The sequence below is a fragment of the Pseudomonas huaxiensis genome (assembly GCF_003231275.1).
GTDB classification, from domain to species: domain Bacteria; phylum Pseudomonadota; class Gammaproteobacteria; order Pseudomonadales; family Pseudomonadaceae; genus Aquipseudomonas; species Aquipseudomonas huaxiensis.
Map to the genome: position 1 here is coordinate 1 of NZ_QKVL01000062.1, position 25,468 is coordinate 25,468.

Consider the following 25,468-nt stretch of genomic DNA (forward strand, 5'->3'; position numbering starts at 1 on the left):
TTCAAGAGCGCTGAAAATCCATCGACATGCACATGGCAGCCGTAACCTGGCCTCCCGGCGAGCGCTTTGCGGCCCCCGTGCAGCGATAAGGCCCTCAAACTCAACTATTCACCCACGCCAGAACGCTGCTCAAACGCATAAGCCGCTCGATAAATCTCCCTCTCGCCAAAGTACCGCCCTACCAGTTGCAGGCCGATCGGCAAGCCGTCGCTTTCTGCGCACGGTATCGACATCGCCGGGTGCCCGGTGGCATCGAAGCCGCAGGTGTTGCCGAGCATCTCGAACGCCCGCCCCAGCGTGTCTTCCAGCCCGGCATCCGGCCCCGGCAGGGGCGTGGCGCGCAAGGGCAGCGTCGGCATCAGCAGCAGGTCGAAATCCTCGAACAGTTCGTCATAGGCCGCGCGCAGTGCACGGGCCAGGTTCTGCGCCTTGCCGTACATACGGCCCTGGTACTGGCGGTTGATGTACTCGCCGAGGATCATCGTGGTTTTCACCGTGTCCGGCAGTTCATCGGCGCGCTCGCGCCAACTGGCGTGGTGCCCGATCATGCCGCTGAGGTACAGCCCGCGCCAGTTGAAGCCATGGCTGTTGCCTTTCATCATTTGCTGCGTGGCGCCCTCGGCGGCGATCGCCAGCCAGATCGCCGGCCCCTGGGCATGCATCGGCAATGACACTTGCGCAACGCTGGCGCCCAGCCCGCTCAGCACCTGCGCCGCCTCCCGCACCGCCTCGTCCACCACCGCCTCCGAATTGGCCTGGCCGAAACCTTCGCGCAGCACGCCGATACGCAGGCCCGCCACACCAAGGCTCAGCGCCTGAACATAACCGCCCGTAGCGCCAACGAACGCCTGTCGCGGGTCCAGGCCATCGACGCCCGCCAGCGCGTCGAGCATCAGGGCGTTGTCACGCACGGTGGCGGTGATCGGTCCGAGGTGGTCAAGGGTCGTTTCAATCGGCATGGCACCGGTATAGGGCACCAGCCCGTGGGTCGGTTTCATGCCGTAGACGCCGCAGTACGCGGCGGGAATCCGCACCGAACCGCCCTGGTCGCTGCCCACCGCCATATCGACCTCGCCCGCCGCCACCAGCGCAGCGGAACCGGAAGACGAACCGCCCGCCGAATAGCCGTGGCGGCGCGGGTTGTGCACCGGGCCGCTGGCCGAGGTGTGCGAGCCGCCCGAGAAACACAGCGCTTCACAGACCGCCTTGCCGGTGATGGTGGCCCCGGCGTCGAGCAGACGGGTGACCACCGTGGCGTCCACTTCCGGCGTGTAGCCATCGAGGGTGAAAGTGCCGTTGAGCATCGGCAGGCCGGCGACAGCGATGTTGTCCTTGATCGCCACGCGCTTGCCCGCCAGCGGCCCGGCGGCCTGGCCGCGGATCAGCGCCTTGCATTGCCAGGCCCCCAGCGGGTTGTCGCCGGCTGCGGGGTGATGAACGTCCTGACGCGGATAACGTACAGAGGGAAGATAGTCAGGCAGCGCATCGAGTTGGTCGTAGGCGTCGAAGTTGGCCTGCAACGCGGCGTGGTAGCCCGCCAGTTGCGCGGGCGTGAGGGAGATGCCGAAGTCGGCGGCAATGTCGTCGAGTTCGGTCGGATCGGGTCTGCGAATGGCCATGAGGGTATCTCGCTGAAAAGAAGAAAAACGGTGTGGCGAGGGGTTGATCGTCCGTGCGGGGACTCGCCACACCAACGCTGTTCGTCAAGCCTGGAGCAGGGCTTTGCACGAGAAGTGCCTGCGCGGCGATCAGGCTGCGTTGAAAACAGGCTCGGAATGCTCATTGACAACCAGTCAACTCCGCTTCCTCGCCTGTTTTCGCCTTGCCTGATCACCACTCGGCGACTTCTCGCACAAAGCCAGATAGCCGCCGAACAGATCGACCACCACCGTGCCGTCATCGGCGGCATCGCCCCACAGCTCCCGGGTGGTGAACAAAACGTGATAAGTCGGCTCGATCGGGCTCTGCTGGCCGTGGCCCACCGCATCGGGGAACGGCCAGGCGTGGGTAGTGCGGTGCAGCACCACGCCGCGCTTGCCGCGCACATAGGCGGGCATGCGGATATGGCCGCAGACGAATTCGTCGCGCACCCGCACCTCGTCGCCCACCTCGAAAGGCTCGCGCGGCGGCTGTGCTTCGCGCCCCGGCCCGAGCGGCAGGGCCAGCGGATAACGGCCGCCCGCCAGTTGCTCCAGGCGCTGCTGCTGCAACGCGCCCTTCTCGACGAACAACGAGGCGGTGCCGACCACGATCCGGTCGTAGTAACTGGACGTCAGGTACTGCCGGGGCTCCATGCGCTCGATGGCGTGGCGCAGTTCATCGACGTTAAACAACCCCAGCTCGCCCGCCCCGAGGAACAGCAGGCTGTAGCCGAGGTGTTCCCAGTCTTCGTGGAACACCGGTTTGTAGCTCAGGGAATTGGCGGTGTGCGCCACCGGGCCGAAGCCCTGCACGCCGCCCAGGTCATGAATGCCGTCCATTTCAGTGCCCTCCCTTGCCGTGATCGGCATGCACACCGACCTCGGGCCGGGCGATGCCGATCAACACGTCCTTGGTCACCAGACTGGCGAGCTGTTCTTCACTCCAGCCCTCGGTGCCTTCAGGACGAAACGGCAGGACCATGTAGCGGGTTTCGGCGGTGGTGTCCCAGACCCGGATCGCCACCTCGTGCGGCAGGTCCAGGCCCATTTCCCGCAGCACACTTCGCGACTCGCGCACTACCCGGGCGCGGTATTCGAAGCTCTTGTACCAGTCCGGCGGCAGACCGAGCACCGGCCAGGCGGTGCACGAGCACAGGGTGCAGACGATGACGTTCTGCAGCGTCGGGGTGTTTTCCAGGGCGACGATGTACTCGCCCTGCACTCCGGTGTAGCCGAACTGCGCGCACGCGGCAGTGCCGTCGCGCAGCAGCAGTTCGCGGTAGGCCGGATCGACCCAGGCGCGGGCCACCACGCGGGCGCCGTTGGCCGGGTCGAAATCGTTTTCCATCACCTCGGTGAATTGCTCGACGTAGCTTTCGGGCAGCAGGCCCTGTTCCTCCAGGGCCCGCTTCAGGGCGAAGGCGCGATCCGCCGCGGACGCTGCCACGGCGCTATTGTGCTTGCTCATGCGATTCTCCTTCGCTGCGCTCAGACGCCGCGCAACAGGCCGGTGCCTGGGTGGCAGTTGATGTATTCGTAATGCTGGTCGGCGGCGCGTAGCACGCTCACCTCGTGATAGCCCTTCCATTTCAGCTCGCCCTGCAGGCGCTGAACCATGCGCATGAAGGTGCCGAAGATCTCGATATGGGTCGGGTGCGATTCGGACCAGCGCTCCAGGTGCGACATCGAACGCCAGTGGCTGACGGAAAAACTCTTTTCCTCACGCTGGCCGCGGGCGTCGATGTGCTGCATGTAGCGGTTGCTGTAGCAGCCCACCGGCAAGCCGTCGTCACGCAGAAAGTCCATGCCGGCGCGCAGCACCGGCTCCATCTCGCCGAGGTAGAGGTCGCGTTCCTCCTCGACGGTTTCGCTCCAGTCCTGGCCTGAACGGATGATCACCAGGTTTTCATGCCCGCCAACCTTGACCCGCGCCGGTTCGCGGCTGGCCTTGAGGTCGCCGCTGGGCTGCATCGCATCGGTCTGCGACAGCGGCACACGGTCACGCATCGAACCCCAGTAGCCATGCTCCTGGATTTCGCCACTGCGGGTGCCCATCGCCAGACCGACGCCTTCCATACCGACAGGCATGGCATACAGGGTTTCGAAGCGCTCGACGCCGGGGCTGGCGATTTCGCGGAAGTAGCCCAGGCCGTCCTGCTCGCGCTGCGCGGCGTTCCACCAGCCAGCGACGCGCTCGTCCGCCTCCCAGCGCTGGAAGATCGCCGGGTCGTCCCAATAGGCGATGGCGATCATGTTGTCGTAGCCGGCGGCATCAACGTAGTGGGCCATGTCGTAGTGCCGTGGGGCGTTGTCCAGCCCGAGGTGCTGGACGATCTGGCGCAGCGCGGCGCACACCGCGCCCAACTGGCTTTCGCCCTTGCCCTGCACGCCGAAGTAGGCCATCACGTATTGGCTGACCTCGGCGTCGGCCCGGCCGACCCAGGCCGGGAATGGCGGGGTGTAGTCATCGTCGATGCGGCGCGGACGCAGGCGCGGACACATCAGGTGCTTGTCGATTGCGGATTCCATCAGGCTGACCTCATTTTTAGTTGTCGGTGTGTGGCAGCGGAAATCGGGCGCTCTAGAAAATGTGGGCGTAGCGCAGGTTCAAGCGGAAGTCCTCGCGCGGCCCGTTCTCCACCACGAGGTCGCGGCCCAATTGCAGTTGCAACTGGTCCTTGGGCGTGAAGAAACGGGTCGCGGTGAAGCGCAGGTTGGTGGTGCGCTGACGGTTGTCCTGGTCGATGTCATCGACGCGGGTTTCGCCGCCCCAGAGCTGGCCGACGCCCACCGCCAGCGCGGTGGCCGGGTCGGGCATGTAGCGGCCCATCAGTTGCGCGGCGTAGGAAACCTTCTGCTTGAGGGTGGCGGAGGTCGGGCCATAGGCGTCGTTATCGCCGTACCAGATGGCGTCGCCGATCAGGTCCAGCGCCCACTTGTCGCCAAAGTGCTTGATGTAGGCGCCCTGGAAATCCACCTTCCAGCGGTTTTCACCGAGGTTGAGCGCGTCGTTCTTGTCGTAGCTGCCGCTGGGGACGTAGAGGTAGGCGTTGGCGCTGAGGGTGTCGCGGGCGCTGTTGAGCAACAGTTTGATCGGCGCCGTGAGGATCAGGTCGCCGACGCCGCTGGTGCTGCCCAGGGCCGAAGCGTCGGCACTGCCGGCGACATGGCCGAAGGGCAACAGAAACTGCGGATCGATGGTGACCTTGTCGTTGACCTGGATGACGTGAAGCAGACGCAGGATGCCGATATCAGAGGTGAGGTTGAAGTCGGAGCTGGCCGAATGGCCGTCGGCGCGCAAGGCGTCGGTGGTCGCGTGCTGGTAATAGATCGCGCCGATGGTGGCGCCCGCGGGGTACTGCTCGTAATCGCCGGGCGCCACCTCAACCGCCATGCTGGAAAACGACACGCCAATCAGTACCAGACCACAGATCACGGAGTGCTTCAGTTCGCAAAACGAAAGGCTTGTTCTTTTCATGTTGTTTGCCTTGAGTCAGGGGCCCTCTTTGGGGCATTCGAATGACCGGCTGTCCTGGCCAGATTCCTGCACGGAGACAGGCCCGGCGAACCTCCCCGCCGCCGGTGACTCAAGGATGAGAGCCCGGGCGCCGTGATTCTTGGCTGAAACGGAACAAAAACTGTGCTTGGTCGGCCCTTGCGTCCGATGCACTGGCGGGTGGGGATTTGCGGGTGTATGAATGAGCGTGCAGCTTCTTCGCGACTGCTCGGTATACGAAGAGTCGGGCCGTCGCGATGAGCGCCACCGAGGACCGGACCACGGCGGGCTGAGGATTCATCCTGAGAACAAATTCGATAACTGGGGTGCATCGACGATGGTCAACGATTTCTGCGCGGGCATACCGTCGCCCGCCAACTGGACGAGCGACAGCATCGAGCTGGCGACGCTGAGCAACAGCTTCAACGACCGGGTGGACTACTGGCGCGAGATGATCCTGCGGCTGTTCGCCGACGTAGAGATCGGCGCCCTGCCCAATCCGGCCTTCTACGGCAAGGTGCGCTCGCAGAAGTGCGAGCTGCTGCGGGTCAGCGACGTCGGCGCCGCCGCGCAGGCCGTCAACCGCCGCCACCTGCAACCGCGCTGCCGCGACGAGGACAAATACTTCGCCGTGCTCATGCTCGAAGGCCACGAATGCCTGGAGCAAGGCGGCAGCCGCGCGCGGATCGGCCCCGGCGAATTCTCCATCTACGACGCCACCCGCCCCCACCACCTGACGTTCGACAGCGACTGGCGGCAGATCATCATCAGCGTGCCACGGGCCAGCCTCAACCAGATGGTGGTGGACATGGAGTCGCGCACCGCCACGCGGGTCTCGCTGGACACACCCATGGGCCGGGTGCTGCGGGCCTTTCTGGAAACCCTGTCGGCCCAGATCGGCCAGTTCACCCCCACCGAAATGGCGCGGCTGTCGGAGTCGGCCACCCATCTGATCGCCCTGACCCTGGGCAACCTGCAGGTCATGGACCCGGAGCACTCGCGCTCACAGGCGCTGACGCTGACGCGGGTCAAGCTCTACATCAACGACCACCTGCGCGACCCTGGCCTCAACGCCCAGCAGGTTGCCCAGGCCAACGGCCTGTCGAGCCGCTACATCGGCAAGCTGTTCGAGCGCGAAGGCAGCTCGTTGATGCGCTACGTGTTGCGGCGTCGGCTGGAACGCTGCGGCGCCGAATTGACCCACCCGCTCAATGCCGGTGCACGGATTTCCGAACTGGCCTTCAGTTGGGGCTTCAACGACCTGTCGCATTTCAGCCGGGTGTTTCGTGAGTTCCACGGGGTGTCACCGAAGGAATGGCGAGAAGCAAGTCTTGTGCGCTAACCCTGTGCAGACATTACAAAATATGTATGATTGCCGCGCCCTTCACTTTCTGCCCTGAGCGCCACTGCCGCAATGACCCTGGCCCGCCCACATAAATCGCTTATCGCCTGGGCGCTGTATTTCAGCGTGCTGCTCAGCTCCGTGCTGTGCGCGATCGGCCACGGGCAGATGGCCGGATTGCAGCTCAGTGGTCTCGATGGTGCGTTCTGCTCGGTCAGCAATGACCACGGCGTGCACACCAACCTCGATGATGCCGGCGGCATGCCCATGAGCATGACCGGCGACACCGGCTGTGCCGTGACCAGCCTGTTCAGCGCCATCATTCTCGCGGCGTTTTTCGGCCTGCTCGGGCTGCTCGCCGGCGAAGCGGTCAGGCCGCTGCCGGTGCTGGATGTCTCGCGCTCTCCGCGCTATCGCTGGCCGCTGATAAACCCCCGCGCCTCCCCCGCCCTGCTTCCTTCGCACTGACATCGCCGCGTACGGCAGGCCTTTCTGTGCCCGGCCGCTGCGGCTTATCGAAGACAAGCCAGGAAGCACCCCATGTTTCGCCTGACCACCTTGGCGCTGCTGATCAGCAGCGCAACCTGCGCGTGGGCGCAGGATGACAGCCTGACGCTGCCCGCCAGCACCATCACCGCCGCGGCCGACGAACCCCGCGAAGGCACCCGCCTCGATCTGGACACGCCCATCGCCAGCGGCTCGCGCCTGAACCTGAGCGCTCGCGAAAACCCCGCCTCGGTCAGCGTCGCCGACCGCAAGACCATGGAACGCATCGGCGCGCGCACCTTCCAGGACGCGGCCAACGCCCTGCCCGGCGTCAACGCCTCGGCGCCACCCGGCTGGGGCGGATTCGTGTCCTATCGGGGTTTCAACGGCGCGCAGATCGGCCAGTTGTTCAACGGCATCAACCTGCAATACGGCGCCGCCGGCAGGCCGGTGGGCGCCTGGATCTACGACCGCGTCGAGCTGCTGGGCGGCCCGTCGTCCTTCCTCAACGGCAGCGGCGCGGTGGGCGGCAGCCTGAACTTCATCACCCGCCTGGCCAGCCGCGATGAAGACAGCTTCGAAGGCCGGGTCAGCTATGGCCGCTACGACACCATGGAAACCGCCATCGGCGTGAACAAGGCGCTGAACGATGGCGACGGCCCGCGTCATTACGCGCGCCTCGACTACAGCCGCACCGCCACCAACGGCTACATCGACCGCCAGGAAAACGGGGCCGGCAACCTGGCCTTCTCGCTGCTCAGCGACATCAACGACCAGCTCTCCCACACCCTGGCGATCGAGTACCTGGAAGAACAGGAAGACAGCCCGTACTGGGGCGCACCGGTGCTGCGGCCACTGGGCGGCACGTTGCATATCGACAAACACGAGCGCTTCGCCAACTACAACGTCGAGGACGGCCGCTACGAGCAGCGCACCCGCTGGCTGCGCTCGATCACCGACTACCGCTTCAACGACGCCACCCAGTTGCGCAACACCTTCTACCACTACAACGGCCAGCGCGATTACCGCAACCTGGAGACCTACCGCTACAGCGACGACAACCGCCAGGTCCTGCGTTCCGGCGGCTACCGGCAGCGCCACGACCAGCAAGTCAACGGCGACCGCATCGAGTTGACCCACGCCAGCGAACTGTTCGGTCAGGCCAGCGACTGGGCCTTCGGCCTGGACTACAACCGCAACCAGCAGACCAACTACCCGCTGTCCAAGGGTGCCTTCGACACGGTGACGCCGGGCAACTTCGCCCCCGACCACTTCCTCGACATCCCCGGCATGGATGCCCCGCGCAGCAAGGGCCGCAGCACCTGGACCGACACCTCGTCAGCCTTCGTCGAGAACCGCACGCGCCTGACCGAGCGGCTGTCGCTGGTGTCCGCACTGCGCTACGACCATATCGACTTCGAGGTGGTGGACCACGCGGCGCGGACCAGCCTCGACCGCCGCTGGGATGCGGTGACCGGCCGCCTCGGCCTGGTTTACGACATCAACGAAGACATCAGCCTCTACAGCCAATACAGCACCTCCGCCGAGCCACCGGGCGGCAGCCTGACCGGCGCGTCCATCGCCCAGGTCGGCGACCTCGACCTGAGCACTGGCCGGCAAGTGGAAGTGGGCAGCAAGTTCGACTTTGCCGACGGTCGCGGCAGCGCCACGGCGGCGGCGTATCGCATCGTGCGCAAGAACATTTCGGTGCCCTCATCCAGCGTGCCCAACACCACCGACCAGGCCGGCCAGCAGACCTCCACCGGTATCGAACTGGCGGCATCGTTCAAGGTCACCCCGACCCTGCTGGCGGCGGGCAACTTCGCCTGGGTGCGGGCCGAGTACGACGAGTTCAACGAAACCATCGGCGGCGTGCTGTATTCACGCAAAGGCAAAAACCCGGTCAACATCCCCGACCGCGTCGCCAACCTGTGGCTGACCTGGGACGTCGCACCGGGCTGGCAAACCGGGGCGGATGCGCGCTACGTATCGTCGGTGTACGCCAACACCGCGAACACGATGTGGGTGCCGTCCTATACGATGTACGGCCTGTTCGTCAGCCACGACCTGGACCAACACACCCAAATCAGCGCCCGGGTGCGCAACCTCACCGACGAGGTCTACGCCCGCTTCATCCACCAGAGCAACACCCAATACTACTTGGGTGAACCGCGTAGCGTGGAAGTGGCGGTGAGCTGGAAGTACTGAGGCCGCTCACTCTCCACGAAAGTACCTGCGCCCGTTGTCCCGAAGCAGCGCCACCATCGCTTCGGCGGCGGGCGGCAGGTAGGCCCCGGCCCGCACCGAGACCGCCACGGTGCGGCGCATGGTGGTTTCCGCCAGCGGCACTTCCCGCAGCCAGGCGGTGCCGTGGCCATGCTCCAGGGTTTCCCGCGCAGCGAAACTGAGCAGCCGGGTCTGGGCGATCAGGCGCGGCATCAGGGAGATGGAGTTGGTCTCCACCTGCACCACCGGTGGCGGTAGCTGATTGGAGGTGAAGGCGTTGTCGATCCAGCGCCGTGCGGTCACCGTCGGCCCGGCGAGGACCCAACGGTACTGGCACAGGTCTTTGAGGGTGATGGGGCCGGAGAACACCGGGTGATCGACGCTGGCCACCACCACCGCCTCGTCTTCAAGAATGGGCCATGTCTCGAAGTCCGGATCGTTGACGATCAACGGGCGGATGATTGCGTCCAGTTGCCCGGCCCGCAGTGACGCCTTGAGCACATCGTCCTGGGCGATTGACAGGGTCAGGGTCAGTTCCGGCGCGCGCTCCAGCAACGAGGCGGTGAGTTGCGGCAGCAGGTGCTCGGCCATGCTGGCAGCGCAGCCCAGGCGCAGAGTGCCCACCAGGCCGCTGGCAAAATCGCGCACCTCGCGCTCGGTCTCGGCGATGCTGCGTTGCAGCTCCCGGCCACGGACCAGCAGCAGTTCACCAACGTCCGTCAGCTTGATTCGCCGGCCGTCACGCTGAAACAGCTTGGTGCCGAGGGATTCTTCGAGGCGCTGGATGCTCTTGGTCAACGCTGGCTGACTGCGATTGAGCTTTTCCGCAGCCCGGCCGAGATGGCCCAAGTCGGCGATGGTTTCAAAGTAAGTAAGATCGCGTAGGTCCATGATTCATCAATTTTAGTTATGGATTCATCAAAAGTAGAAAATAGACTTGATGAATCGTGGCGTCGATAATTTTCTCCGCCAGCCGCACGTTCCTTCGCGCGGCCCCTCTGTCTCGGAGGATTCAGACGTTGCAAACCCCTCTCGCTGTTCGCCCTTCCCGCTTCCCTGTCTTTCAATGGCTTGCGCTTGTCATCTGCGCGGGCGCTGCCGGCCAGTCGCTGCACGCGTTCTCGGTGCCGGCCGGTCTGTTTCTCGGCCCGATGCTGATGGCGATTGTCTTCGCCGTCTGCGGTGCCCGCCTGCAATTGCACCGCCAGGTGTTTCGCTTCGGCCAGGGCTGCGTCGGCTTGCTGGTGGCCCATTCGGTAAGCTGGTCGGTGCTGGCCGCCCTCGGCCAGTCGTGGCAGGTCATGCTGTTCGCGACGTTCCTGACGGTGGCGCTCAGCGCGCTGGTCGGGCTCGGCACCGTGCGCTTTGGCGGCATCCCCGGCAGCACCGCAGCCTGGGGCACCGCGCCGGGCGCGGCGTCGGCGATGGTGTCGATGGCCGAGGACAACGGTGCCGACGCCCGGGTGGTGGCGACCATGCAATACGTGCGGGTGGTGTGCGTAGTGATGATTGGCTCGCTGGTCAGCCATCTGCTCGGTGCCGACGAAGTCGCCGGCGCCGCCGCCAGCGCGCCGGAAGTGGTCGACGCCACCCAGTGGGGTGACCTGCTGCTCAGCCTGGCGGTCATCCTGCTCGGGGTGACCGTGGGCGCGAAGATGCCGGCGGGGGCATTGCTGATGCCGCTGCTGCTGGGCGCCGCGCTGCAACTGGGCGGTGTGCTGACCATCACCCTGCCGAGCGGCGTGCTGGCGTTCGCCTACGGCGCCATCGGTTGCTACATCGGCCTGCGCTTTGATCGCCAGACCGTGCGCTACGTGTGGAAGCGCCTGCCGACCATGATCGCCGGCGCGGTGGCGCTGATCCTGCTGTGCGCCGCGGGTGCCTGGCTGCTGGCCAAGGCGGTGGGCAGCGACTTCCTGTCGATGTATCTGGCTACGAGCCCCGGCGGACTGGACGCCATGGCCATTATCGCGGTGGAAACCCACGCCGACGTCGGCATGGTTCTGGCCATGCAGACCCTGCGCCTGTTCGGGGTCATCCTGACCGGTGCCTGGTGTGCGCGGCAGATCATTCGACTGACGCGGGCCTGAGGAGGCTGGTTTTGCAGGTTCTTGACCAGGGGCCCGGGGTGGATCTTGAGCAATTGCAACGCCTGAGTGACCGTTTCTACAGCGCCAACAACCCGGGTGGCGCTGGTGGGGGAACAGTTGGGGGGACGGTTGCAGTTTTTCAATCGGGATGCGGGGTAGTACATGGCTTCAGAGGTCTAGTGTTCTTGAGATCGAGCGCCGCTTGCGCGGCGCATCGCGAGCAAGCTCGCTCCTACGGAGGTATCACCAGGGCGATCAACCTTGGCATGACAGACAAGAGCACGCCGGAATACCTGTAGGAGCGAGCTCGCTCGCGATGCGCCGCAAGCGGCGCTCGATTTCACCAACACAGAAAATGCACCGGCATGCACCTGACTGCCCTGACCGAATCCCACGCCCCACCCACCCAAAAGGTGTCGCATATAGCAACGAAATCCCGGCTATTTCCGGCTTTCTTGTAGGCAATTCCCCAAGCATACTCCCGCGCCGTATCAGCCGTTGCGCTCTTGGGAAACGCTGCCTAGTCTTCGCCCGTCGTTGCACATCAACGACCGGCTTTGACAGGCTGGACCGATCCAAGACGCTGGTTGTCCTTTATGGCGGCTGTGCGTGTGGGCGCCTTCGGGCGCGCCGGGTCCTTGGTCCCTGGTCTGTCAACCCGCGCACAGTTGCCACCCTCTCGTTTGACAGCGCGCTCGTGGTGACTCCTTTCAACTGACCAAGGATTCACTGATGAAAAAGCTTGTTCCCGACCCACCTCAAACCTCCTCCCTCTACACCACCCATACCCCATTCGGCTCCTCCGCCGGCCACCCACCCCTCTTCGCCGTCTGCGCAGGCGCCGAATTCCGCGATGCGCTCACGCACCTGTCGGCATCACTGACCTCGGCCGCCGAAACCAATCTCCAGCTCAGCGAACTGGTCGACCAGCAATTCAGTGATCTGGCCTGGGCCACCCAGCAGTCGCTGGAAATGAGCCAGGCGCTGGTGATGTCGATGTTGAACACGGTTATTGAGCAGGGGCGACGGCAGAGCACCTGACGGGGGAGCGTGTCAGGGCTGCCAGGTGCATGTCGGTGGATCTTCAGCGCCCTGAAGATCGGGCGCCGCTCACGCGGCGCTCGATCTTGAGAGCGCTAGAAAACCATCGCCATGCACCTCGCAGCCCTCACTCCCCCTCCCGCAACGCCAACACCAAAACCGCCACCACCGAAGCCACCCCACTAAACACCCACGTCCACTGCCACCCGCCCGCAAACGCGGTCATCTTCGCCAATAACGGCGGCAGCGAAAACATCCCCATGGACGTCAATTGCTGCACCCGCCCAACCGTTGACGCGATCCGCTGCGGGGTCGGCGCGGCCTTGACCGCCAGCAGAAACAAACTGCCAGGAATCAACCCGCCCAACGCCGAGAACATCAGCAAGGCCACAAACTGCATCACCGGCAACCCGCTGCTCCAGGATGAAAAAGCGATGACGCTCATGACCGTCATGCCGAGATACCCCACCCGCAACAACAGACTCACCCCGACACCCCGGTGCAACAGCACCGCCGCCGAAAGACTGCCGACAATATTGGCCAGCGCCGCACTGGCGCAGAGCACGCCGATCAGCACCGGGCCGGCGCCCATGCCGGCGAAGATGGTCGGCAAAAATCCAATCACCGCCAGCCATTGCCCGGCGTACAGGGCAAAACCGATCCCCACCAGCCAGGCATCCCGGCCCTGAAGCAGTTGCCGCAAGGTCTGCCGCAACCCGTCGCCCGACCGTTCAGGCCGCGCCGGGTCTGCGGGAACCCAGCGCAGCACGCAGAGGATCATCAGCGCCGAGCCCAGCGCCGGCAGGGTCCACCACAGGCGCCAGCCAAACCATTCGATCGCCAGCGGCCCACCGAGAAACGCCGCAGCAGTGCCGAGCGCCACGTAGCAACCCCACAACCCCATGCTGAAAGACAACCGGTCCTCGGGCACCACCCGCCGCAGCAAACCGGGGGTCGGCAGCGTCACCATCAACAGGCCAAGACTCTCCACCGCGCGCAACGCCAGCAGCGTTTCGGCGTTGTGGGCCGTGGCCCCGGCCAGGCTGGCGGCGGTCAGCAGCGCCTGGCCGAGGACGATGCTGTTGCGTGCGCCGAGCCGGTCGCAATAAAAGCCCATCAGCAAGCCCAGCAGCATGCCCGCGCCCTGCATCAGCGACAGCAGAAAGCCCGCCGCCACCAGTGATAACTGCAGTTCATCCTGCAATGCGGTGATCGCCGGCGACACTTTGCCCAGGTGGCCAGCCGCGATGACGCCCGACAGCATGGCGATGCCAGCGGCACGGGGAAGGGTTCGGATCATGGAGGGGCCTGTGCCAGAGCGGTTGGAAGGCGCTCAGTGTGACGTTCGGCGCAGAAAAGGTCTGATCAAATTCCCAGGCATCAGGGCATACTCTGAAGCCCGGATTTCATCAGACGCCCTTTCATGGAAAATTCGAATCAACTGGATTCTCTCGACCGCCGTATCCTCCGCGCCTTGCAGGCGGATGCCAGCCTCAACGGCACGGCGCTGGCCGAAGCCGTGGACAGCTCGCCAGCCTCGTGCTGGCGGCGGGTGCGCTCGCTGGAAGAGCGCGGCATCCTCCAGGGCACGGTGCGCCTGGTGGACCGCCGCGCGGTGAACCGGGATGTCGATGTGATGTGTTCGCTGCGCCTGAAAAGCCACGGCGAGCAGGACGCCGAAGCCTTCGAGCGCTTCGTCGCCCTGCAGGACAACATCCTCGAGTGCTACACCGTATCCGGCGAGTGGGACTACCTGTTGCGCATCGTCGCGGCGGATATCCGCGACTACGAAGCCTTTCTGATGCGCACGCTGCTGCGCCATCCTTCAGTGGCGACCGCCAGCTCGCAGTTCGCCCTGTCGCGGGTCAAGTACTCGACGGCGGTGCCGGTGTAGAAACCGGCACCGCCCTTGCCTCAGAAGCGCGTGCGCACGGTGAACATCAGGTTGCGCGGGTTGCCGAAGTAGGTGCTGTTTTCGACGGTGCCGGTCTGCGAGTAGTAGGTACGGTCGAAGAGGTTTTCCAGGTTCAGCGACAGGTTGACGTTCTGGCTCAGGTCATAGCCGACCCGGGCGTTGTAGACGGCGTAGCCGCCGGTTTCGTTTTTCACGCCCTTGCCGGGGGTGCTGTCGATGTAGCGGCCATAGACGCCACTCTGGATATTGCCGCCCGCGCCGATCTGCCACTTGGAGAATTCGCCCGGCAACTGGTAATTGGCCCACAGGCGCAGCATGTGTTCCGGCATCGAGGTCAGGAACGAGGTGCCTTCCAGGGCGACGTTGTCGGGGTTGCGCACATAGTTGCTGCGGTTGTAGGTGTAGCCGGCGCTCAGTTCCAGGCCGGGCAGGACCTTGCCCGAGACTTCCGCCTCGAAGCCTTGCGAACGCACCTTGCCGCCCGCGATGTAGCAGCGGCAGGTGGCCGGCTGGCTCTGGTCGGTCTGGGCGCGGCCCGAGTAGTTGGTGCGGAAGATGGCGAAAGCGGTGTTCAGTGCGCCGTCATACAGCTCGCCCTTGAGACCCAGTTCGTAGCTCTCGCCGGAACGCGGCGCCAGCGGGTTGCCGGCCGCCGTTTCGTAGCTGAGCTGCGGGGTGAAGATTTCCGAGTAGCTGGTGTACGCCGACCATTCCGGCGTCAGCGCGTAGACCAGGCCATAGAACGGCACCACCTTGGCGTTGGTCTGCTGGCCGGTGAGGGTGTGGCGGCCATTGAGTTCGTTGAGCTGGTCCTGGGCGTAGTCCCACCAACTGGCGCGGGCGCCGACGATGACGTCCAGCGGATCGATCACATTGACCCGCAACGAGCCATATACACCCTGCTGGTCGAGGGTCGCGGTGGTGGTGCGGTATTTGTCGGTGGTGTCGTACTTCGGCGGGTGGAATTGAGTGATGTCGGGAATGAAGTCGTAGGCGCCGTCGTACCAGGTCACGTCATAGCGCCCCGCCACCCGTTTGCTGTGGGAGACGTTGCCGCCGAGGATGACTTCGCTGCGCCGACCCAGCAGGTCGAAGTTGCCGGTGACGAACAGGTCGGTGTTGTACTGGTAGTTGTTCTCGCCCCGCCCTTCGGCCCAGTTGTAGGCGCCGGAGTTGTCCGCCGGGTCGATCAGGCCGCCGGTGTTGCTGTACAGCGCGTCCAGGTTGAGCCGGGTGTAGTTGCTGGCAAGGGTGATTTTCCAGTCGTCATTGAGTTGATGCTTGGCTTCGACGAAGAACTGCGTCGACTCGACGTCGTTGTAGTCCGACGGCGAGCTGAGGTTGGTGGAGCGCTTGAAATCGATCTTCGAGCCGTTGCTGTAGCTCGGCAGACCCCAGTCCATGGTCGCGTGGTTGTTGGCGTTCTGGTAGTTGAAGCCGACGCTGAGCAGCGTGTCCGGCGTCAGGTCGAACTCGAGCACGCCGTAGGTGGACGCCCGCTCGCTCTTGCCCTCGTCGTAGAAGTAGTGGCGCGAGCCATAGGCGGTAGCCAGGCGTCCGCGCACGGTCTTGGCGTCGTTCAGCGCGCCCTGCACGTCCACCTCCTGGCGGTAGTTGTCCCAGGTGCCGGCCTGGGTGGTGGTGTTGAACTGGAAGTCGGCGCCGGCGCGCTTGCGCACCAGGTTGATCGCGCCACCGGGCGAGCCCGCACCCTGGAACAGACCGGCCGAGCCCTTGAGCACTTCTACCCGCTCGTAGGCGATCAGGTCCGTCCAGTTCAGCGAGGTGATGCCGGTGCTGGTGCCGGCGGGGATCGGGATACTGTTGATCTGGAAGTTGTCGATTTCGAAGCCGCGGGCATAGGGCTGGTTGTCGCCGTTCAGCGCGCCGTAGGCGACCACGCCCTGGACGTTGTTGTAGACGTCGTTGAGGGTGGTGATGTTCTGGTCCTTGAGGCGCTGGGCGGTGAGCACCGTCACCGTCTGCGGGATTTCCTTGAGGCTGCGCTCGCTCTTGCCGATGGTCACCGCGCCGGTGGTATAGGAACGGGTGTATTCGGTGTTAACCCCGAGGTTCTCGCCGTTGATGCTGGTGGGCGCCAGTTGCAGGGCGTCGCTTTTGTCGGCGGCGGGCACCAGCAGGTAATTGCCCTGAGCGTTCTTCACCACGCTCAGACCGGTGCCGGCGAGGATCCGCGCGAAACCCTGTTCCACGCTGTACTGGCCTTGCAGGCCGGCGCTGGTCTTGCCGGTGGTCAGGCGCGCGTCGGTGGACAGCGGGATTGCCGCCTGCCGGCCGAACTGGCTGAGTGCCTGGTCCAGCGGCCCGGCGGCAACGCTGAACGCGCGCACCGCGCTGGCCGCCTGCACCGTGCTCTCGGCCTGCGCGGTCAGGTTGAAGCCGAGCAGCAGGCTGCCCGCGAGGGTGAGGTGCAAGGCCGAGGTGCGGGTGTCGTGAATGGCACGGGCCAGTGGGTGGAGGCGATACGTCATGAGCAACTTCCGAGAGGGTCGAGGGGCCGCGTCAGCAGCGGGATTACCCCTAAGCCAATCGAGCGTGAAAAATCTGCCGGCCAGGCGAAAAAATAATTATCCGACCCGGCGCGGCGTCACCGTGACCCAGTAGCGGGTGCGGCGCTGGACGCTCACCGGCAGGCTGTCCTGGAGCAGCGAGAAGATCCGTTCAGGGTCGTCCAGCGGGTAGGAGCCGGTCAGTCGCAGCTCGGCCACCGCCGGGTCGCAGCGCAAAATGCCGCGGCGATAACGCGCCAGTTGCGCGACGAAATCCCCCAGGCGCATGCGCTCGGCAACGATGAACCCGTCGATCCACGCGGTGCTGCCAGGGTCCGCCGGGCGCACCCGTGACACGCCTTGGGCGTCGATAAACGCCTGGGTCCCCGCCTCGACCACCTGCTGTGCCGGGCGGCCCGGCACCGACACCGCCACCCGCCCGCTGCTCACCGAAAGCCGCGTGCCGCTGCCGGCCTCGTCGCAGCGCACGCAGAAACGCGTGCCCAGCGGCCGCAACAGCGCGTCGTGGGTCTGAACCCGAAGTGGCCGGTGCGCGGGGTCGTTGCCGGTGAGGATGTCCACTTCGCCAAAGCGCAACACGATCAGGCGCTCATTGGCACTGAAGCGGATGTCTACCGCGCTGCCGGTGTTCAGCCACACCTGGGTGCCGTCCGCCAGGGTCTGGTGCAGGCGTTCGCCGGTGGTGGTGCTGAGGTCGGCCAGTTCACTCTGGACCCAGTGACTGTCCTTGCCGTGCCAGGCCGCAGCGCCGAGCACGCCGACGCCGAACAGCAGTTTCAACACCTGGCGACGGTCGCCACTGACGTAACGGGTGTGCTGCAACGCGCTGCGGGCCACCGGGTTGTCCAGCACCTGCGCGTGGTTGTGCAGCATTCCCGGCAGCCGGGCCATGCGCTGCCAGGCACGCTCGTGCTCGCTGTCGCTCTGGCGCCAGCGCTGCAATTGCTGCAACTCGGCCTCGCTGATATCGCCGGACTGCGTCAGGCTCAGCCAGGCCAGTGCCTGGTCGCGGACTCGGGCGCTGATGGGGGGTTCGGCGTGTTTGGCGGAGGGCATGGCGATCACTCGAACAGGCTGGCGTAGCAGCGGCTGAAGGCCTTGAGCATGGCCTTCTGTACCTGATTGACGCTCAAGCCCAACTGGACAGCGATCTGTTTGTAGGTCAGGCCATCGAGCTGCGAGAGCAGGAAAATCTCCCGCACCCGCGGCGACAGGCCGTGCAGCAGCGCATCGATTTCGGTCAGGGTTTCAATCAGCAGGTAACGCGCCTCGGCAGATAGCTCGACGTGCTCCGGCTGCGCCGCCAGGGCCTCGGCGTAGGCCCGCTCCACCGCAAGGCGGCGCCAGCGGTTGATCAGCAGGCTGTTGGCGATGGTGGCGAGGTACGCCAGGGGCTGCTTGAGCTCATTGACCGGGCTGCGGGCGCGGATGATTCGCACGAAGGTGTCGTGGGCCAGGTCATCGGCGTCCGCCGCCTCGCCGAGGCGCCGCTGCAACCAGCCTTTGAGCCAACTGTGATGCTGCAGATAAAGGACTTCGACATCCTGCTCGAATGAGTTGTGGGTGCCCATGGGACAGAATGCCTGAGTAGATGATAACGATTCGCAATCTTAGCGATTCGCCCAAGCGCGGCGCAACTCCCTTAATTCCTGGCCGCGTCGATCCCCCGACGAATGCAGTCGGCAAACACCGGTTCTTGTAAATACGCCACATTCAACCGCGTCCACGGCGTCACGCCTTTCTGGTTGGTCTGGAAGATCGCCCCCGGCGCGAGCATCACGCCCTTGCCTTGCACCTCGCGGGTGAACGATGCCGTGTCGTCGATCCCCGGAAAACGCGCCCACAGGTACAGGCTCTGCTCGGGCCGGCAGAACACCTCGGCGCCTAGCTCATCGAGCACCTCCAGGCCACGGAACGTCGCTTCGCGGGCCCGGTCCTGCAGGCGCATCAGGTGCCGCAGGAAATGCCCCTCTCCGAGAATCACGTCCACGGTGCGCTCGCAAAGTTCGGAGCAACTGGTGTGCAGCATCATTTTCAGGTCGGCCAGCTCATCGATCATGTCCTTGCTGCCGGCGATGTAACCGACCCGAAGCGCCGCCGACACCGACTTGGAGAAGCTGCCGATGTACAGCGAGCGGCGCAGCTGATCGAGCGCCGCGACCTTGAGTGCGGAGCTGGGCTTGAAGTCGGCCAGGGCGTCGTCTTCCACCAGGATCAGGTCGTGGCGCTCGGCCAATTGCAGCAATTGGTGGGCCTTGGCCGGGGAAATGTCGGAGCCGGTGGGGTTGTGGCTGATGGACTGGATGAAAAACAGCCTGGGCCGTTCGCTGCGCAACAACGCTTCGAGGGTGACCATGTCCGGGCCGTCGGCCAGGCGCGGCACGCTGAGCAGGCGCGCGCCCTGCAATTGCAGCTTGCCGAACAGCGGGTAATAACCGGGGTTTTCCACCAGCACCGCGTCACCGGGAACGACGAAGCGGCGAATGATCAGGTCCAGCGCGTGGTTGGCGCCATGGGTGGTGACGATCTGTCGCGGCGTGGCGCTGATCGCATAGCTGGCCAGCTTGCGCACCAGGCTCTGGCGCAGCGCCGGGTTGCCCAGGCGATTGCCGTAGCGAAACAGATTGCCGGCGCCGCTGCGCATCACTTGCCGGGTGAATTTGTCGAGGCGCATGTCCTGCAGCCACGACACCGGCGCAAAGCCTTCGCCCAGCGGCGCCAGGCCAGGCTCGCGGACGAACTGCTGGCGCATCATCCAGATGGTGTCCATGGCTCGGGTGTAAGGCGGGGTTTCATCCACTTCCGCCGCCTGGAGCAAGGCGCCGACAAAAAAGCCCTGGCCGTGACGCGCTTCCACCAGGCCCTTGGAGGCGAGGATTTCGTAGGCGGTGATCACCGTGTTTTTCGAATGCCCGTGCAGGCGCATGTACTCGCGCAGCGACGGCAAACGCTCGCCGGCCTTGAGCACGCCGGCGCGGATCTGCTGTTCCACCGCGTCGGCGACCTGCTGGGCAAGGGTGATACGGGCCATCGTCGCGCTCCTGTCTTGGGTACAGTCTGGGTACTGTTGGGCGAAACTGTACCTTTATTCAAGGGCACAGTGGTTGCACATTTAGCACCACGCCGGCGACGCGCTCAAGCCGCCGCCCTAACAACAATGACTCCAACGGAGCCCCCCATGAGCCTCGACTCGCGCCTGCCCGATTTCCGCAACCTGTCCCCTGAAGCCCGCCTGGACCATATCGGCAAACTGTTGAACCTGAGCAGCGACGACGTGCGCCTGCTCGCCGAAACCGGTGCCCTGCCGATGGACATCGCCAACGGCATGATTGAAAACGTCATCGGCAAATTCGAACTGCCCTATGCCGTGGCCAGCAATTTCCAGCTCAACGGCCGCGACGTGCTGGTGCCGCTGGTGGTGGAAGAACCCTCGATCGTCGCCGCCGCCTCGTACATGGCCAAGCTGGCCCGCGCCAACGGCGGCTTCATCACCTCCAGCAGTGCTCCGCTGATGCGCGCCCAGGTGCAGATCGTCGGCGTGCAGGACCCGCTCAATGCGCGCCTGAGCCTGCTGCGTCGCAAAGACGAAATCATCGAACTGGCCAACCGCAAGGACCAGGTGCTGAACAAGCTCGGCGGCGGCTGCCGCGATATTGAAGTGCACACCTTCGCCGACACCCCGCGCGGCCCAATGCTGGTGGCCCACCTGATCGTCGACGTGCGCGACGCAATGGGCGCCAACACCGTCAACACCATGGCCGAAGCCGTGGCGCCGCTGATGGAAGAGATCACCGGCGGCAAGGTGCGCCTGCGCATTCTCTCCAACCTCGCCGACCTGCGTCTGGCCCGTGCCCAGGTGCGGATTACCCCGGAGCAGTTGAAATCCGCCGCGTTCAGCGGTGAAGAGGTGATCGAAGGCATCCTCGACGCCTACTCCTTCGCCGCCATCGACCCCTACCGCGCCGCCACCCACAACAAAGGGATCATGAACGGCATCGACCCGCTGATCGTCGCCACCGGCAACGACTGGCGCGCCGTGGAAGCCGGCGCCCACGCCTATGCCTGCCGCAGCGGTCATTACGGCTCGCTGACCACCTGGGAAAAAGACGGCAACGGCCATCTGGTCGGCACCCTGGAAATGCCGATGCCGGTGGGTCTGGTTGGCGGCGCCACCAAGACTCACCCGCTGGCCCAACTGTCGCTGCGCATCCTCGGGGTCAAGACCGCCCAGGAACTGGCGGAAATTGCCGTGGCCGTGGGCCTGGCGCAGAACCTCGGGGCCATGCGCGCGCTGGCGACCGAAGGCATCCAGCGCGGCCACATGGCGCTGCACGCCCGCAACATCGCCCTGGTGGCCGGCGCGCGCGGTGACGAAGTGGACTGGGTTGCCCAGCGCCTGGTGCAGGCCCATGACGTGCGCACCGACCGCGCCGTCGAGCTGCTCAAAGAAAAGCGCGGCGAGTGATCATGGCCGTGTCCGAGAAGGTGAAAATCGTCGAAATGGCGGCCCGCGACGGTCTGCAGAACGAGCCCCGGCACCTGTCGGTGGCGGCTCGCCTGAGCCTGATTCTCGACCTGGCGGCCACCGGTCTGCGGCACATCGAGGGCGGCGCCTTCGTGTCGCCGCGCTGGGTGCCGCAGATGGCCGGCGCCGAGGAGTTGTTCCGGCAGTTGCCAAGCGACGATGGCGTCACCTATTCCGCCCTGGTGCCCAACCTCCAGGGCCTGGAAGCCGCGCTGCGGGCGGGCTGTCGCGAGGTGGCAGTGTTCGCCGCCGCCTCCGAGGCGTTCTCGCGCAGCAACATCAATTGCTCCATCGATGAGAGTTTCGAGCGCTTCGCCCCGGTGCTGCACACCGCGCGTGAAGCGGGCGTGCCGGTGCGCGGCTATGTATCCTGCGTGCTCGGCTGCCCGTTCAGCGGCCCGGTCGCCACGGACGCCGTGGTGCGGGTCGCCAGCCGCCTGTACCAGATGGGCTGCCATGAAATCAGCCTGGGCGACACCATCGGTGCGGGCCGGCCAGACGAGACGGCGCGACTGATCGAACACTGCGCCAGGGCGCTGCCGATAACCGCGCTGGCCGGCCATTTCCATGACACCTACGGCATGGCCATCGCCAATATCCACGCGGCCTTGAGCCTGGGCATGCGCACCTTCGACAGCTCGGTAGCGGGCCTCGGCGGTTGCCCTTACTCACCCGGCGCCAGCGGCAACGTGGCCACCGAAGACGTGCTGTACCTGCTGCACGGCATGGGCTTCGAAACGGGTATCGACCTGGATGCCGTAGCCCGGGTCGGCGCGCGGATCAGCGCCGAACTGGGCCAGCCGTCGCGCTCCCGTGTCGGCCTGGCCCTGGCCGCGAGGAGCGCTCGCCAGCCCTGAACCGACGTTGCTCCCGAACAAAAACAACAAGCCCGCAAGGGCAGGAGAATTCCAATGAAACCTGAATGCCGCCTGCACCGCCTCCGCCCGGAGGCCAACCATGGCTGACGACAACCTCTATGAAGTCTGGGGCGACACCGTGGACAGTCGCCACCTGATGGCGTCCATCGCCGTCGGCGCCGCGTGCAGCCTGGGTACGTTCTTTCTGGCTGAGCACCTGCTGACCGGCTGGGTCGAGTCCGACCAGATGGCCCGCGCCTACGCCATGTTGCTGGGCATCCTCGGCTCGCTCGTCGGCGGCGCCGTCAGCGCCTGCCTGTTCAAGCCCAAGCGCAATGTGGTGGAACACGTCACCGACCCGGCGTGGCGCCTGCAGGTCATCGAAGAACTGCGCGCCGAATACGGTGGCCTCGGCCAGATGTCCGACCTGCCCCCGGAAGTACTCGCCGAGTTGCGTGAACTGGGCCTGGATCGCCTCTTCGCAGACGCCGAAACCCCTGCGCCGCAGCAACCCCAACCGCGCCCGCACGGCGCGGCCCTGAAGGGAGGTGTCGCCTGATGGACGCCCTGTTCGACCAGATCCTGATTGCCGCCCTGATGGGCGTGATTGGCGCCGTGGTGTTCTCCGCCATCGGCCTGATTTCCGGCAGCGACGAAACCACCACCCTGGCACCGCTGACCCTGCTGGTGGTGCTGCTGGGCGTGCCCGCTGCCGGGGTGTTCACCTTCTTCCTCGCCGGCGCGGTGGCCAAGCACATGACCCACGCGGTGCCGACGGCGTTGCTGGGGATTCCCGGCGACACCATGGCTACGCCGCTGATGCGCGAGGCGAACTTCCTGCGCAACCTGGGTGTGCCGCACATTGCCCTGCGCAAGATGATTTCCGGCGCGGTGATCGCGGCACTGGTCGCGGTGCCGCTGGCGGTGCTGTTCGCCGTGCTGCTGGCGCCGTTCGGCAGCGCGATCAAACAGGCGGCGCCCTGGGTGTTCCTCGCTGCCGCCACCACCATCGCCTACTTCTCGGCGGGCCGCTGGGCCTCGGTGCTGGCGCTGCTGCCGTTCGTGCTGGTGATCATCGCCCTGCAGACCCTCACCGGTCAGCACGGGGTCAAACTTAGCGTCAGCTACTTCCTCGGCATCGCCATCGGCCCGCTGATCGCCGCGCTGTTCGCCATGCTTGCCCCGGCGGAGCGGGCGCGGATGAAGCGCAACGAACCACGGACCTTCTCGCTGTCGCCAGACGTGAAAGGCTGGGGCGGCTGGTTCCCCAACCCGCTGAAAGTCCTCGACCGCCGCCAGGCCGGCTGGACCCTGGCCACCGCCACCGTGTCGAGCGCCACCTTCGTGTTCAGCCCGGTGGCGATGACGGTGATCCTCGGTGAAGTGGTCGGTGCGCGCATCAAGCACGCCTACCACCGCCTGACCTCGGTAATCACCGTGCGCAACGGCGTCACCGAATCCACCTACATTGCCGAGGCGCTGATCCCGCTGATCGCCTTCGGCCTGCCGCTGAGCCCGGTGGCCGCCGGCCCCGCGGCGCCGCTGTTCAACGCACCGCCGCGGTTCACCGTGGACACCGCCACCGGCCAGGTGAACAACCTGCACAACCTGCTCAGCGCGGGCGAATTCCTCGCCTTCGGCATGCTCGCGGTGGTCATCGCCATCCTCATCGCCTACCCGTTCTCGATGAACTTCGCCCACCGCGCCGCCTCGTTCGTGTCGCGGCGCATCAGCCACGAGGCGGTGATCGCCACCTTCGTCGGGCTGATCCTGGTGATCGGTTTGTGGGAAGGCGGCCTGCTGGGCTTGCTGGTGATCCTCACCATCGGCCTGCTGGGCGGATTCCTCTACCGCTTCATCGGTTTCAACATCGGTGTGCAGTTCATGGGCTACTACACCGCCGTGCTCAGCGTGCCGGCCATCGTCGCACTGTTCGCCTGACCTGATTTCTCCTCGTTACCCCACGCAGCCCGGGCCGGCTGCGTGGTTTCACTCGCCCGCAAAAAAGGAACAACAACAATGAATATCCTTTGCACCCCTCGCCGCGTGCCGGCTGCCTGCGCCTGCCTGCTGCTGACTACCGGCGCCGTCCAGGCTCAGGGCTTCGTCGAAGACGCCAAGGCCGGACTCACCCTGCGCAACTTCTACATCAACCGTAACTTCGTCGACCCGGCGTTCCCGCAAGGCAAGGCCGAGGAATGGACCCAGAGCTTCATCCTCGACGCCAAGTCCGGCTTCACCCAGGGCACCGTCGGCTTCGGCGTGGACGTGCTGGGGCTGTATTCGGTCAAGCTGGACGGCGGCCGCGGCACGGCCAATACGCAACTGCTGCCGGTGCATGACGATGGCCGCCCGGCCGATGACTTCGGCCGCCTGGGCGTGGCGCTCAAGGCCAAGGTGTCCGCGACTGAACTGAAGGTCGGCGAATGGTCGCCGATGCTGCCGGTGCTGCGCTCCGACGACGGTCGCTCGCTGCCGCAGACCTTCCAGGGCGCGCAAATCACCTCCCGCGAGATCACCGACCTGACGCTGTACGGCGCGCGTTTCCGTGGCAACAGCCCGCGCAACGACGCGAGCATGGACGACATGTTCATGGGCGGGCGGCCGGGCGCGACCTCGGACCAGTTGGACATTGTCGGTGCGGAATACCTGTTCAACGACAAGGCGACCCAGGTCGGGGTCTGGCACTCGGACCTTGAAGACATCTACCGCCAGCAGTACTACAACCTGATTCACCGCCAGGCCGTGGGCAACTGGACCCTGGGCGCCAACCTCGGCTGGTTCGTCGGCAAGGACAGCGGCCGCTCACTGGCCGGAGAGATGGACAACCGTACCGGCTCGCTGATGTTGTCGGCGCGGACCGGCGCGCACACCTTTTATGTCGGCCTGCAACGGGTCAGCGGCGATACCGGCTGGATGCGGGTCAACGGCACGGCGGGCACCAGCCTGGCCAACGACAGCTTCAACTCAAGCTATGACAACGCCCGCGAGCGCTCCTGGCAACTGCGCTACGACCACGACTTCGCCGCCGAGGGCTTGCCGGGGCTGCAACTGATGACCCGCTACATCAGCGGCGACAACGTGCATATCGGCGCAGTGCGCGACGGCAAGGAATGGGGCCGCGAAACCGAGCTGGCCTACACCCTCCAGAGCGGGTCCCTGCGCGACCTGACCATCAAATGGCGCAGCTCGACCTTGCGCCGGGACTTCAGCAGCAATGAGTTCGATGAGCATCGAGTGATTGTGAGTTATCCGCTTTCGGTGTTGTGATTCAGCGTTGGTGATCGGTTCAAGGGCCTAAATCGCTAGCCGAAAGGTT

General features: G+C 65.4%; 22 protein-coding genes. 11 read left to right on the forward strand and 11 right to left on the reverse strand.

Annotated features, from left to right (window positions below):
- Positions 1–104: 104 nt before the first annotated feature.
- The 5 genes from DM374_RS30545 to DM374_RS30565 all read right to left on the reverse strand — a co-directional run bounded on the left by DM374_RS30545 (position 105) and on the right by DM374_RS30565 (position 5,034).
- Positions 105–1,619: an amidase gene (locus tag DM374_RS30545; protein ID WP_110973241.1), complete on the reverse strand. Its 1,515-nt coding sequence runs from the start codon at positions 1,617–1,619 to the stop codon at positions 105–107.
- A 174-nt stretch (positions 1,620–1,793) separates the two neighbouring features.
- A complete protein-coding gene (nthB, locus tag DM374_RS30550; RefSeq protein WP_110973242.1) occupies positions 1,794–2,480 on the reverse strand; it encodes a nitrile hydratase subunit beta in 687 nt (228 codons plus the stop codon).
- Position 2,481: 1 nt separating this feature from the next.
- Entirely contained in the window at positions 2,482–3,108 is a 627-nt protein-coding gene (gene nthA, locus DM374_RS30555) for a nitrile hydratase subunit alpha (RefSeq protein WP_110973243.1), read from the reverse strand.
- 20 nt (positions 3,109–3,128) lie between these two features.
- Positions 3,129–4,169, reverse strand: a complete 1,041-nt coding sequence (locus DM374_RS30560) for a phenylacetaldoxime dehydratase family protein (RefSeq protein WP_110973244.1) — start codon at positions 4,167–4,169, stop codon at positions 3,129–3,131.
- 52 nt (positions 4,170–4,221) lie between these two features.
- Positions 4,222–5,034: a transporter gene (locus DM374_RS30565; protein WP_225422625.1), complete on the reverse strand. Its 813-nt coding sequence runs from the start codon at positions 5,032–5,034 to the stop codon at positions 4,222–4,224.
- Positions 5,035–5,338: 304 nt separating this feature from the next.
- Here DM374_RS30565 and DM374_RS30570 point away from each other — a divergent pair, with 304 nt between their 5' ends.
- The 3 genes from DM374_RS30570 to DM374_RS30580 all read left to right on the forward strand — a co-directional run bounded on the left by DM374_RS30570 (position 5,339) and on the right by DM374_RS30580 (position 9,172).
- Entirely contained in the window at positions 5,339–6,478 is a 1,140-nt protein-coding gene (locus tag DM374_RS30570) for an AraC-like ligand-binding domain-containing protein (protein ID WP_225422624.1), read from the forward strand.
- Positions 6,479–6,550: 72 nt separating this feature from the next.
- Positions 6,551–6,946: a DUF2946 family protein gene (locus tag DM374_RS30575; RefSeq protein ID WP_110973246.1), complete on the forward strand. Its 396-nt coding sequence runs from the start codon at positions 6,551–6,553 to the stop codon at positions 6,944–6,946.
- A 72-nt stretch (positions 6,947–7,018) separates the two neighbouring features.
- Positions 7,019–9,172 carry a TonB-dependent receptor gene (locus DM374_RS30580; protein ID WP_110973247.1) on the forward strand — a complete coding sequence of 718 codons (2,154 nt, stop codon included), beginning with the start codon at positions 7,019–7,021 and terminating at the stop codon, positions 9,170–9,172.
- A 6-nt stretch (positions 9,173–9,178) separates the two neighbouring features.
- On the opposite strand, the gene DM374_RS30585 is transcribed toward DM374_RS30580, so the two are convergent.
- Entirely contained in the window at positions 9,179–10,081 is a 903-nt protein-coding gene (locus tag DM374_RS30585) for a LysR family transcriptional regulator (RefSeq protein WP_110973248.1), read from the reverse strand.
- 128 nt (positions 10,082–10,209) lie between these two features.
- Here DM374_RS30585 and DM374_RS30590 point away from each other — a divergent pair, with 128 nt between their 5' ends.
- Both DM374_RS30590 and DM374_RS30595 read left to right on the forward strand, forming a co-directional pair.
- A complete protein-coding gene (locus DM374_RS30590; RefSeq protein ID WP_110973249.1) occupies positions 10,210–11,280 on the forward strand; it encodes an AbrB family transcriptional regulator in 1,071 nt (356 codons plus the stop codon).
- Between the two features lie 732 nt (positions 11,281–12,012).
- Positions 12,013–12,321, forward strand: coding sequence for a hypothetical protein (locus tag DM374_RS30595; protein WP_110973250.1), 309 nt, complete (start codon positions 12,013–12,015; stop codon positions 12,319–12,321).
- Positions 12,322–12,448: 127 nt separating this feature from the next.
- Here DM374_RS30595 and DM374_RS30600 read toward each other — a convergent pair whose 3' ends face one another.
- Complete coding sequence (locus tag DM374_RS30600) at positions 12,449–13,621, reverse strand: MFS transporter (RefSeq protein WP_110973251.1); 1,173 nt, start codon at positions 13,619–13,621, stop codon at positions 12,449–12,451.
- A 123-nt stretch (positions 13,622–13,744) separates the two neighbouring features.
- Between DM374_RS30600 and DM374_RS30605 the strand changes: the two genes are divergently transcribed.
- Complete coding sequence (locus DM374_RS30605; protein WP_110973252.1) at positions 13,745–14,215, forward strand: Lrp/AsnC family transcriptional regulator; 471 nt, start codon at positions 13,745–13,747, stop codon at positions 14,213–14,215.
- Positions 14,216–14,235: 20 nt separating this feature from the next.
- Here the strand turns inward: DM374_RS30605 and DM374_RS30610 are convergent, their stop codons facing one another.
- From DM374_RS30610 to DM374_RS30625, 4 genes are all read right to left on the reverse strand, one after another.
- Positions 14,236–16,728, reverse strand: a complete 2,493-nt coding sequence (locus tag DM374_RS30610; RefSeq protein WP_110973253.1) for a TonB-dependent siderophore receptor — start codon at positions 16,726–16,728, stop codon at positions 14,236–14,238.
- A 96-nt stretch (positions 16,729–16,824) separates the two neighbouring features.
- On the reverse strand, positions 16,825–17,823 hold the full coding sequence (locus DM374_RS30615; protein ID WP_110973260.1) for a FecR domain-containing protein: 999 nt from the start codon (positions 17,821–17,823) through the stop codon (positions 16,825–16,827).
- Positions 17,824–17,828: 5 nt separating this feature from the next.
- Complete coding sequence (locus DM374_RS30620) at positions 17,829–18,338, reverse strand: sigma-70 family RNA polymerase sigma factor (protein ID WP_095156726.1); 510 nt, start codon at positions 18,336–18,338, stop codon at positions 17,829–17,831.
- Between the two features lie 71 nt (positions 18,339–18,409).
- On the reverse strand, positions 18,410–19,798 hold the full coding sequence (locus DM374_RS30625) for an aminotransferase-like domain-containing protein (protein ID WP_110973254.1): 1,389 nt from the start codon (positions 19,796–19,798) through the stop codon (positions 18,410–18,412).
- Positions 19,799–19,945: 147 nt separating this feature from the next.
- On the opposite strand from DM374_RS30625, the gene DM374_RS30630 reads away from it, so the two are divergent.
- The 5 genes from DM374_RS30630 to DM374_RS30650 all read left to right on the forward strand — a co-directional run bounded on the left by DM374_RS30630 (position 19,946) and on the right by DM374_RS30650 (position 25,419).
- Positions 19,946–21,232 (forward strand): hydroxymethylglutaryl-CoA reductase, degradative, encoded by a 1,287-nt coding sequence (locus DM374_RS30630; RefSeq protein ID WP_110973255.1) that lies wholly within the window; start codon positions 19,946–19,948, stop codon positions 21,230–21,232.
- Between the two features lie 2 nt (positions 21,233–21,234).
- Positions 21,235–22,149: a hydroxymethylglutaryl-CoA lyase gene (locus tag DM374_RS30635; RefSeq protein ID WP_110973256.1), complete on the forward strand. Its 915-nt coding sequence runs from the start codon at positions 21,235–21,237 to the stop codon at positions 22,147–22,149.
- 100 nt (positions 22,150–22,249) lie between these two features.
- Positions 22,250–22,708, forward strand: a complete 459-nt coding sequence (locus DM374_RS30640) for a hypothetical protein (RefSeq protein ID WP_110973257.1) — start codon at positions 22,250–22,252, stop codon at positions 22,706–22,708.
- Positions 22,708–24,090: a tripartite tricarboxylate transporter permease gene (locus tag DM374_RS30645; protein WP_175650427.1), complete on the forward strand. Its 1,383-nt coding sequence runs from the start codon at positions 22,708–22,710 to the stop codon at positions 24,088–24,090. Before DM374_RS30640 ends, DM374_RS30645 begins: the two co-directional genes overlap by 1 nt.
- A 78-nt stretch (positions 24,091–24,168) precedes the next feature.
- Positions 24,169–25,419 carry an OprD family porin gene (locus tag DM374_RS30650; RefSeq protein WP_110973258.1) on the forward strand — a complete coding sequence of 417 codons (1,251 nt, stop codon included), beginning with the start codon at positions 24,169–24,171 and terminating at the stop codon, positions 25,417–25,419.
- Positions 25,420–25,468 lie beyond the last annotated feature (49 nt).

What these genes read in the sequence shown, in the direction of transcription:
- DM374_RS30545 (WP_110973241.1), bottom strand. Translation starts at nt 1,619, where the DNA reads ATGGCCATTCGCAGACCCGATCCGACCGAACTCGACGACATTGCCGCC.
- nthB (WP_110973242.1), bottom strand. Translation starts at nt 2,480, where the DNA reads ATGGACGGCATTCATGACCTGGGCGGCGTGCAGGGCTTCGGCCCGGTG.
- nthA (WP_110973243.1), bottom strand. Translation starts at nt 3,108, where the DNA reads ATGAGCAAGCACAATAGCGCCGTGGCAGCGTCCGCGGCGGATCGCGCC.
- DM374_RS30560 (WP_110973244.1), bottom strand. Translation starts at nt 4,169, where the DNA reads ATGGAATCCGCAATCGACAAGCACCTGATGTGTCCGCGCCTGCGTCCG.
- DM374_RS30565 (WP_225422625.1), bottom strand. Translation starts at nt 5,034, where the DNA reads ATGGCGGTTGAGGTGGCGCCCGGCGATTACGAGCAGTACCCCGCGGGC.
- DM374_RS30570 (WP_225422624.1), top strand. Translation starts at nt 5,339, where the DNA reads ATGAGCGTGCAGCTTCTTCGCGACTGCTCGGTATACGAAGAGTCGGGC.
- DM374_RS30575 (WP_110973246.1), top strand. Translation starts at nt 6,551, where the DNA reads ATGACCCTGGCCCGCCCACATAAATCGCTTATCGCCTGGGCGCTGTAT.
- DM374_RS30580 (WP_110973247.1), top strand. Translation starts at nt 7,019, where the DNA reads ATGTTTCGCCTGACCACCTTGGCGCTGCTGATCAGCAGCGCAACCTGC.
- DM374_RS30585 (WP_110973248.1), bottom strand. Translation starts at nt 10,081, where the DNA reads ATGGACCTACGCGATCTTACTTACTTTGAAACCATCGCCGACTTGGGC.
- DM374_RS30595 (WP_110973250.1), top strand. Translation starts at nt 12,013, where the DNA reads ATGAAAAAGCTTGTTCCCGACCCACCTCAAACCTCCTCCCTCTACACC.
- DM374_RS30600 (WP_110973251.1), bottom strand. Translation starts at nt 13,621, where the DNA reads ATGATCCGAACCCTTCCCCGTGCCGCTGGCATCGCCATGCTGTCGGGC.
- DM374_RS30605 (WP_110973252.1), top strand. Translation starts at nt 13,745, where the DNA reads ATGGAAAATTCGAATCAACTGGATTCTCTCGACCGCCGTATCCTCCGC.
- DM374_RS30610 (WP_110973253.1), bottom strand. Translation starts at nt 16,728, where the DNA reads ATGACGTATCGCCTCCACCCACTGGCCCGTGCCATTCACGACACCCGC.
- DM374_RS30615 (WP_110973260.1), bottom strand. Translation starts at nt 17,823, where the DNA reads ATGCCCTCCGCCAAACACGCCGAACCCCCCATCAGCGCCCGAGTCCGC.
- DM374_RS30620 (WP_095156726.1), bottom strand. Translation starts at nt 18,338, where the DNA reads ATGGGCACCCACAACTCATTCGAGCAGGATGTCGAAGTCCTTTATCTG.
- DM374_RS30625 (WP_110973254.1), bottom strand. Translation starts at nt 19,798, where the DNA reads ATGGCCCGTATCACCCTTGCCCAGCAGGTCGCCGACGCGGTGGAACAG.
- DM374_RS30630 (WP_110973255.1), top strand. Translation starts at nt 19,946, where the DNA reads ATGAGCCTCGACTCGCGCCTGCCCGATTTCCGCAACCTGTCCCCTGAA.
- DM374_RS30635 (WP_110973256.1), top strand. Translation starts at nt 21,235, where the DNA reads ATGGCCGTGTCCGAGAAGGTGAAAATCGTCGAAATGGCGGCCCGCGAC.
- DM374_RS30640 (WP_110973257.1), top strand. Translation starts at nt 22,250, where the DNA reads ATGGCTGACGACAACCTCTATGAAGTCTGGGGCGACACCGTGGACAGT.
- DM374_RS30645 (WP_175650427.1), top strand. Translation starts at nt 22,708, where the DNA reads ATGGACGCCCTGTTCGACCAGATCCTGATTGCCGCCCTGATGGGCGTG.
- DM374_RS30650 (WP_110973258.1), top strand. Translation starts at nt 24,169, where the DNA reads ATGAATATCCTTTGCACCCCTCGCCGCGTGCCGGCTGCCTGCGCCTGC.